We start from the raw sequence: 8,994 nt of genomic DNA on the forward strand, positions 1-8,994 counted from the left end.
GGTCGAAAGCCCCTGCCTTGGCCAGGTTCTCGATCTGCATCTTGTTCAACTGCCTGGGGTCGACCCGCGCCGCCAGGTCCGCCAGGTCGGCGAACGGCCGCCGCCCCCGCGCGGCCACCAGCGCCTCCATCGCCGCGAAGCCGACCTTCTTCACCGCCGCCAGGGCATAGCGGATGCCCAGCCGTCCATCCTCCAGCCGCTCGACGGTGAAATCGGCGCCCGACAGATTGATGTCGGGCGGCAGCACCGGAATGCCCAGCCGCTCGGCCTCCTGCCGCAGGGCCGCAAGCTTGTCGGTCTTTTCCCGCGCCAGCGACATGCAGGCCGCAAGAAACGGCACCGGATGGTTCGCCTTCATCCAGGCCGTCTGGTACGACACCAGGGCATAGGCCGCCGCGTGGGATTTATTGAACCCGTAATCGGCGAATTTCGCCATCAGGTCGAAGACCTCGATCGCCTTGTCGCGATCGATGCCGCGCCCCACCGCGCCCTCGGTGAAGATCTCGCGCTGCTTGTCCATCTCGGCGCGGATCTTCTTTCCCATCGCACGGCGCAACAGGTCGGCCCCGCCCAGGCTGTAGCCCGCCATCTTCTGGGCGATCTGCATCACCTGCTCCTGGTAGACCATGATGCCATAGGTCTCTTCCAGGATCGAACGGATCTCCTCGTGCGGCGGCTCCCACGCCTCGCCGTGCTTGCGGCGGCAATAATCGGGAATGTTCGCCATCGGCCCCGGGCGATACAGCGCCACCGCGGCGATCAGGTCCTCCAGCCGGGTGGGGCGCATCTGCTTCAGGACGTCGCGCATCCCCGCCCCTTCGAACTGGAACACCCCGCCGGTGTCGCCCCGCGCCAGCATCTCGTACGTCAGCGGATCGTCCAGCGGCAGTGCCGACAGGTCCACCGTCTCGCCCAGGCCCTTCAGGAACTGCACTGCCCGCTGCAGGATCGTCAGCGTCGTCAGGCCCAGGAAGTCGAACTTCACCAGCCCCGCCTGCTCGACGAACTTCATGTTGTACTGGGTGACCAGCATGTCGCTCTTCGGATCGCGATAGAGCGGCACCAGCTCGACCAGTTGCCGGTCCCCGATCACCACGCCGGCGGCATGGGTGCTGGCATGGCGATACAGGCCCTCCAGTTGCAGGCCGATCTCCAGCAGCCGGCGGATCGCCTCGTCCGCGTCGCGCATCTCCTGCAGGCGCGGCTCGCCGTCGATCGCCTGCTTCAGGGTCACCGGCTTGGCCGGGTTGTTCGGGATCAGCTCGGCGACCTTGTTGACCATGCCGAACGGCAGGCCCAGCACGCGCCCCACGTCGCGCACGGCCGCCCGGGCCTGCAATTTTCCGAAAGTGATGATCTGCGCCACCCGGTCGGGGCCATATTCGCTCCGCACATAGCGAATCACCTCGTCACGCCGGTCCTGGCAGAAATCGATGTCGAAATCCGGCATCGACACGCGCTCGGGGTTCAGGAAGCGCTCGAACAGCAGGTTGAAGGGAATCGGATCGATATCGGTGATCGTCAGCGCCCAGGCCGCAAGCGATCCGGCGCCCGAGCCGCGCCCGGGCCCCACCGGGATGTCGTGCGCCTTCGCCCACTGGATGAAGTCCGCGACGATCATGAAATAGCCGGGGAACCCCATCTTCGCGATGATATCCAGCTCGAAGGTCAGCCGCTCGCGATAGGCGCGGCGCGTTTCCTCATCCAGCGTCATGCGCTCCAGGCGCCGCGCCAGCCCGTCGGCCGCCATGGCGCGCAGCGTCTCTTCCTCGGTCGATCCCGGCTGCACCTTGGGACAGACCGGCAGCAGCGGCTTGCGCGTCTCCACCCGCACGGCACAGCGCCGGGCGATCGCCAGCGTGTTGTCGCAGGCTTCCGGCAGGTCGGCGAACAGCTCGCTCATCATCGCCGGGGTCTTGAACCAATGTTCCGGCGTCACCCGCCAGCGATCGCGCTCGGCCATCGTGCGGCCCTGGGCGATGCACAGCAGCGCGTCATGCGCCTCGTACAGGTCGGGGCGGGGAAAGAAACATTCGTTGGTCGCCACCAGCGGCAGGCCCAACTGGTCGGCCAGATGGATCACCCCGGGTTCCACCGCCCGCTCGACCGGCAGCCCGTGGCGATGCAGCTCGACCGCCAGCCGGTCGCCGAAGGCGCCCTGCAATTGTTCGAGGAAACGCCGCGCCTCGTCCTCCTGCCCGTCGGCCAGCATGCGAAACAGCGGCCCGCGCGTCCCGCCGGTCAGCAGCATCAGCCCTTCGGCGCGCGCGCACAGCAGCTCGGGCGACACCATGGGCTCGGCGGCATCCCCCTGCAGGAACCCCTGCGAGGACAGATATTGCAGGTTCGCAAGCCCGGTCTCGTCCTGCGCCAGCAGGACCACCGGCTCGGCCGGCAGGCCGGGCTTGTCCGCCCGCGGCGGCAGGCCGACCTGGCAGCCGATGATCGGCTGCACCCCCTTGCCCGAGCAATATTGCGAGAATTCCAGCGCGCCGAACAGATTGCCGGTATCGGTGATGGCCACCGCCGGCATGCGCATCTCCTGCGCCAGGCCGGCCAGCTCGGCGACGCGAATCGCCCCCTGGCTGAGCGAGTAGGCGGAATGGACGCGAAGATGGACGAAATCGGCGTGCGACATGCCGCAAGCCTACCCCATCCTCCGCCCCGGCGGTATCACCCCCCGCCGGGAAAGCGTATCCTCCGGAACGCCTGCCCTGACCCGCTTCCCCTGGCCCGCTTCCCCTGGCCCGGCTGCTTCAGTGACGGGCCAGTTCCACCAGCCTGCCCTCGCGCAGCGTCACCACCCGGTCCATCCGCGCGGCCAGCGCGTCGTTGTGGGTGGCGATCAGCGCCGCGACGCCCTCGCCCCGCACCATGCGCAGCAATTCGTCGAACACGGTGTCCGCGGTATGGACGTCCAGATTCCCCGTCGGCTCGTCCGCCAGCAGGATGCCCGGCCGGTTCGCCAGCGCCCGGGCGATCGCCACGCGCTGCTTCTCGCCGCCCGACAGCCGCCCCGGCAGATGCTCCAGCCGATGCCCCAGCCCGAAGGCCCCCAGCAGCGAATCGGCCCGCACCCGCGCGTCGGCGCGCGGCACGCCGGCGATCAGTTGCGGCAGGATCACGTTTTCCCGGGCGGTGAACTCCGCCAGCAGATGATGGAACTGGTAGACGAATCCGATGCGCCGACGGCGAATCGCCGTGCGCTCCAGGTCGCCCAGCCGCCCCGCATCCTGGCCGCCGACCACGACCTGCCCCCGGTCGGGCGATTCCAGCAGCCCGGCCAGGTGCAGCAATGTCGACTTGCCGGTCCCCGACGGCGCCACCAGGGCCACGATCTCGCCGGCGCGCAGGGCCAGGTCCACGCCCTGCAGCACGTCCAGCACCTCGTCCCCACTGCGAAAGGTCCGCCAGACGCCCGACAGCACCAGCGGCGTCACAGCCTCACTCATGGCGCAGCGCCTCCACCGGATCGGTCCGCGCCGCGCGCCAGGACGGGTACAGCGTCGCCAGCAGCGACAGGCTCAGCGCCATGACGATCACCTCGACCACCTGCGACCAGATCAGCTTCTCCGGCAGGTGCTCCAGGTAATAGACCGTGGGATTGAACAGGTTCGTCCCGGTCAGCGACTGCAGGAACTGCCGGATCCGCTCGATGTTCAGGCAGAACACGATGCCCAGCACGGTGCCGATCACCGTCCCCGTCACCCCCACCGAGGCGCCGCACATCAGGAAGATGCGCATGATCGCCCCCCGGCTGGCCCCGATGGTGCGCAGCACGGCGATATCGGCCGTCTTGTCCTTCACCATCATGATCAGCGACGAAATCACGTTGAAGGCCGCCACCAGCACGATCAGGGTCAGGATCAGGAACATCACGTTCTGCTCCACCGTCACCGCGCCGAAGAACGCATTATTGGTCTGCGTCCAGTCCAGCACGCGGATCCGGCTGTCGCCCACCGCGCGCTCGATCGCCGCGCGCACCGGCTGGACGTTGGTGGCGTCGCGGGTCATCACCTGGATCTGCGTCACCTGGTCGGGCATCTGGAAATAAACCTGCGCGGCCGGCAGCGGCAGAAAGACATACGAACTGTTATAATCATTCATCCCGGCGTCGAAGATCGCCACCACGTGATACGCCCTGATCCGCGGCATGGTGCCGAACGGCGTGGCCGCTCCGTTGGGCGAAATCAGCGTCAGCCGCGACCCGACCGACAGGCCGGCCCGTTCGGCCAGGGTCACGCCGATGATGATCGCGTCATTGCCGTCGAACCCGTCCAGCGACCCCGCGACCAGCGAATCGCTGACCTCGTGCAGGTCGCGCAGGCCCGCGCGGGTCATGCCGCGCACCATCCCCCCCGTATTGTAGCTGCCGGCGCTCAGCAGCACCTGCCCCTCGATCAGCGGCGTGGCGGCCGTCACGCCCGGCACGTGCCGCACGGTGGCGGCCAGGTCGTCGTAATTCCCGATCGAGCGGCTGACGCTGAACAGGCTCATATCCCCGTTCAACCCCAGGATACGGCCCATCAGATCGGCCTTGAACCCGTTCATCACCGCCATGACGATGATCAGGGTCGCCACCCCCAGGGCAATCCCGACCAGCGAGAAGATGGCGATGACCGACACGAACCGCTCGCCCTTGCGGGCGCGCAGATAGCGCCCGGCCACCGCGCGCTCGAATGGACCGAACATGATCAGGCCCCGATCACCCGCGCCAGCGCCTCGTCCACCGGCAATTCGAACCGTTCGCCGTCGGCGCGGCGCTTCAGTTCCACCTTGCCGTCCTTGGCGCCGCGCGGGCCCACGATGATCTGCCAGGGATGGCCCATCAGGTCGGCATCGGCGAATTTCACCCCCGCGCGCTCGGCACGGTCGTCATACAGGAACCGGTCCGGCGCCGCGCGGTACAATTGCTCGCACAGCGCGTCGCACCCCGCGTCCCCCGGTTTCAGGTTCAGGATCGCGGCACGGAACGGCGCCACGCTCTCCGGCCAGATGATGCCGTTATCGTCATGGCTGGCCTCGATGATCGCGGCGACCAGGCGCGACACGCCGATGCCGTACGACCCCATTTCCGGGTGCAGCGGCGCGCCGTCCGGCCCGCTGACCGCGATATCCATCGACCCGGTATATTTGCGGCCGAAATGAAAGATATGCCCCACCTCGATGCCGCGCCCCTCGCGCCGGCGCTCGGCGGGCACGCCGGCCCAGGCGGCCTCGTCATGCTTCTCGTCGGTGGCGGCATAGAACGACGTCATGCGGCTGAAGAACGCCGCCAGCGAATCGCGGTCGGCGATGTCCACCGGCTCGGACAGCCAGTCCTGCTCCTCGAACGCCCCGTCGAAGAACACGCCGCTTTCGCCGGTCGGCGCCAGGATCAGGAATTCATGGCTCAGCTCGCCGCCGATCGGGCCGGTGTCGGCCACCATCGGGATCGCCTTTACCCCCAGGCGCTGGAAGGTGCGCAGATAGGCCAGCATCATCCGCCGATAGGTATCGACCGCCGAATCGTAATCGGCGTCGAAGCTGTAGGCATCCTTCATCAGGAATTCACGCCCGCGCATCACCCCGAAGCGCGGCCGCACCTCGTCGCGGAACTTCCATTGGATATGGTACAGCACCTGCGGCAGCTCGCGGTACGACTTCACCACCTGGCCGAACAGGTCGGTGATCATTTCCTCATTGGTCGGCCCGTACAGCAATTCGCGCTCGTGCCTATCCTGGATGCGCAGCATCTCGGGACCATAGGCATCGTAGCGGTCCGACCGCCGCCACAATTCCGCCGGCTGGATGGTGGGCATCAGCAATTCCTGCGCGCCGATCGCATCCTGCTCCTCGCGCACGATCTGGCCAATATTGCGCAGCACGCGCAAGCCGGCCGGCAGCCACGCATAGATCCCGGCCGCCGTCTGGCGAATCAGCCCGGCCCGCAGCATCAGGCGGTGCGAGATGACCTGCGCCTCGGCAGGATTCTCCTTGAGAGTCGGCAGGAAGCCGCGGGACAGACGCATACCGATATCAACCTCGAAAAACCGGCCACCGGCCGGGCGGATCGTGGAAAGGTAAGACGAATACGCCAGAACCCGCCATTCCGCCACGGGCCGCGCACACGGGCGCGCAAACAGGCGCATAAAACGAACAACGAAGTGTGAAGCCCGTCTCCGCACCAACCCGTTCAACAAAGGCGTGAGGCAGGTGACAGGCCCGAACGGGGCTCCTACAGTCCCCGCTGTCTGATCCGGTCGTCACAGACACCGGGTTTAGGGAAGGAAAAAACGTCCGGGAACGGCAGGAGGCGCCATGCACCTCCTGCCGTAATCCTTTCAGCTCCCCGCCGTTCAGCGCCTCGACAGACACGCCGGCCTGTCAGATGCGCCGGCTTACGCCACGACCGCTCAGACGCGCAGCAGATGCACGTCCACCAGCGGCCGCTTCTGCAGCTTGCGCCCCAGCGCACGGCGCAGCGCGGTCTTCGCCGCCTCGCGGAAGGTCGTATCGTCCTGGCGCAGCTCGTCGGGAATCTCGTCCAGCGCGTCGCCGAACTCCTCGGTCATGCGCACGGTCTCGGGGTCCTCGGGGTCCAGCAGGCCCGGCGCGCTCACCTTCGGATCGCCGATCAGATAGCCTTCGTCATCCACCGCGAAACTGCCGATGACCATGCCGTTGAACAGCATGCGCCGACGCGCCGCCAGCACCCCGCCATTCATCGGCAGCAGCCGTCCGCCATCCAGCACCAGCCGGCCGGTCTGCGCGGTATCGACCACTTCGACCACACCCGGGGACAGGTTCAGGATGTCGCCGTCTTCCAGCAGGATCGGCGACACACCCTTCTCCCGCGCGATCGCGGCGTTGGCCGTCAGGTGGCGCCATTCGCCATGCACCGGCACAGCAAAGCGCGGCCGCACCAGGTCGAACAGGCGGCGCACGTCGCCGCCCGTCGCATGGCCCGACACATGCACCAGATGGTCGCGGTCGGTCAGCACCCGCACGCCCCGGCGGGTCAGGTTATCCTGCACCTGCATGACCGCCTGCTCGTTCCCCGGGATCATGCGGCTGCTGTAGATCACGGTATCCCCCTCGCCCAGCGAGATATTGGGATGCGTGTCGCCCGCGATGCGCGACAGGGCCGAACGCGGCTCGCCCTGGCTGCCGGTGATGATCATCACCACCTCGTCGTCCGGCAGCGTGTGCGCCTCCTGCTCGGACAGGAAGGGCGGCACATCGGCCAGATAGCCGCATTCCCGCGCCGCCACGTCCAGGTTGCGCAGCGACCGTCCCACGATCACCACCGAACGGCCGGCGGCCTGCGCCGCCTTGGCGATGGTTTCCACCCGCGCCACGTTGCTGGCGAAGCAGGTCACCGCGACCCGCCCGCGCAACGACCCGATCAGATCGGTCATGCCGCGCCGCACATCGGATTCCGACGCCGACGGGCCCTCGGTCATCACGTTGGTGCTGTCGCAGACCAGGGCCAGCACGCCCTCGTTGCCCACCGCCTCCAGCGCCGCCACGTCGGTCGGCGGCCCGACCATCGGGTTGGGGTCGAACTTCCAGTCGCCGGTATGCACCACATTGCCGTGCGGGGTCCGCAGCACCAGCGCCTGCGCCTCGGGCACCGAATGGGTCACCGGGATGAAGCGCAAATCGAACGGCCCGACCGTGAAGGCGCCGCCGGGGGCGATGGTGACGATCTTCACATGATGCTGCAGATGCGCCTCGCCCAGCTTGCGGCGCAGCACGGCGGCGGCGAACGGGGTGGCATAAACCGGGCAGTTCAGGCGTGGCCACAGATGAGCCACCGCCCCCAGATGGTCCTCATGCGCATGGGTGATCACCAGCCCGGCCAGATCCGTCTTGCGCTCGACGATAAAGGCCGGGTCCGGCATCAGGATCTCGGCCTCGGGCGTATCGTTGCCGCTGAAACCGATCCCGCAATCCACCGCCAGCCATGTGGTCCCCAGGCGATAGAGGTTGAAATTCATACCGATCTCGCCCGTTCCGCCCAGGGGCAGAAAGGCCAGACCATCCGTCACGTCCTGCATACTCGATCCTTCAGTCTTCCAGTCGCTCTCAACATCTGGGCCCTATGGCCCGAACCCGTCGCGGACATCGCCCATGTCCGCCTGACCATGTCGCCCCCAGGGAAACGCCTCCAGAAAGGCGCCCTCAGGGGCATGCCTCCGTCGGAGGCGATCCCACGTCCGGCCGGCGCCAGACCTGGTCGGAGCCGGACAATCCATGTCCGCTCGACGACCGGCCCGCCCCATGGCCGTCCAAAACCCTCGGACGCTCAGCGCGTCCCATAGCAACAACCGTCCGGCCGGCCGCCGGTTCAATCCCCGTCCGCCGCCCGACGCGCACCGTCCCGTGTCCCGCTTGTCCCCGGCACCGCGGCGCCGGGCTCCAGCAGCAGGATCTCGCCGGTGGAAATCCGTCTCTGCCCGCCGGCACAGCGCAACAGAAGCATCCCCTGCGCGTCCAGGCCGTCGAACGAACCTTCTACCTGCCCGCTTTCCCCGCGTACCACAAGCCCGGTGCCCACCGGATGCGCGCGCGCCAGCCATGCCGCGCGCACCGGCTCAAAGCCTCCGTCGCCGCAGACCGCCATCCACGCATCCAATTCGCGGCAGATCGCGCGCGCCACGTCCTCGGGCGCAGGGGGGGGGCCGAAATCGGCCACGCAGGCCAGCTCGCGCCCCGGCACGACCGGGGCGGCACGCAGATTGGCGCCGAAACCGATCACCATCCAGCGCCCCGACCGACCCTCGCCGCTTTCGATCAGGATGCCGGCCATCTTGCGCCCGCCCAGCAGCAGGTCGTTCGGCCATTTCAGGCGCAACAGCGCCGGATCGCGGATCCAGGGTGCGATGGCCCCATGAAATGCCAGCCCGGCGATGAAGGGCCACAACCCGACCGGCCACGCCGCAACGCCCTCCGGCCGCAACAGGACCGAAAAGGCCAGGTTGCCGCCCGGATCCTGCCATTCGCGTCCCC

6 protein-coding genes are annotated in these 8,994 nt (G+C 67.9%); all 6 read right to left on the minus strand.

Annotated features, from left to right (window positions below; translation table 11 throughout):
- On the minus strand, positions 1–2,638 hold a 2,638-nt coding region (dnaE, locus tag HUK84_RS06395), incomplete at its 3' end, for a DNA polymerase III subunit alpha (protein WP_176639537.1).
- A gap of 118 nt (positions 2,639–2,756) precedes the next feature.
- On the minus strand, positions 2,757–3,452 hold the full coding sequence (locus HUK84_RS06400) for an ABC transporter ATP-binding protein (RefSeq protein WP_176639538.1): 696 nt from the start codon (positions 3,450–3,452) through the stop codon (positions 2,757–2,759).
- Positions 3,445–4,692 (minus strand): lipoprotein-releasing ABC transporter permease subunit, encoded by a 1,248-nt coding sequence (locus HUK84_RS06405; protein ID WP_176639539.1) that lies wholly within the window; start codon positions 4,690–4,692, stop codon positions 3,445–3,447. The genes HUK84_RS06400 and HUK84_RS06405 overlap by 8 nt, the downstream gene beginning before the upstream one ends.
- A gap of 2 nt (positions 4,693–4,694) precedes the next feature.
- Positions 4,695–6,011, minus strand: coding sequence for a proline--tRNA ligase (proS, locus tag HUK84_RS06410; RefSeq protein WP_176639540.1), 1,317 nt, complete (start codon positions 6,009–6,011; stop codon positions 4,695–4,697).
- A 384-nt stretch (positions 6,012–6,395) separates the two neighbouring features.
- Positions 6,396–8,042 (minus strand): ribonuclease J, encoded by a 1,647-nt coding sequence (locus HUK84_RS06415; RefSeq protein WP_176639541.1) that lies wholly within the window; start codon positions 8,040–8,042, stop codon positions 6,396–6,398.
- Positions 8,043–8,332: 290 nt separating this feature from the next.
- Positions 8,333–8,994 (minus strand): biotin--[acetyl-CoA-carboxylase] ligase (locus HUK84_RS06420; protein ID WP_176639542.1); only part of this gene is annotated, 662 nt, incomplete at its 5' end.

The sequence above is a fragment of the Nguyenibacter vanlangensis genome (genome assembly GCF_013376155.1).
GTDB lineage: Bacteria > Pseudomonadota > Alphaproteobacteria > Acetobacterales > Acetobacteraceae > Gluconacetobacter > Gluconacetobacter vanlangensis.

Coding starts and splice junctions, on each gene's coding strand:
- HUK84_RS06400 (WP_176639538.1), bottom strand. CDS start 3,452: ATGAGTGAGGCTGTGACGCCGCTGGTGCTGTCGGGCGTCTGGCGGACC.
- HUK84_RS06405 (WP_176639539.1), bottom strand. CDS start 4,692: ATGTTCGGTCCATTCGAGCGCGCGGTGGCCGGGCGCTATCTGCGCGCC.
- proS (WP_176639540.1), bottom strand. CDS start 6,011: ATGCGTCTGTCCCGCGGCTTCCTGCCGACTCTCAAGGAGAATCCTGCC.
- HUK84_RS06415 (WP_176639541.1), bottom strand. CDS start 8,042: ATGCAGGACGTGACGGATGGTCTGGCCTTTCTGCCCCTGGGCGGAACG.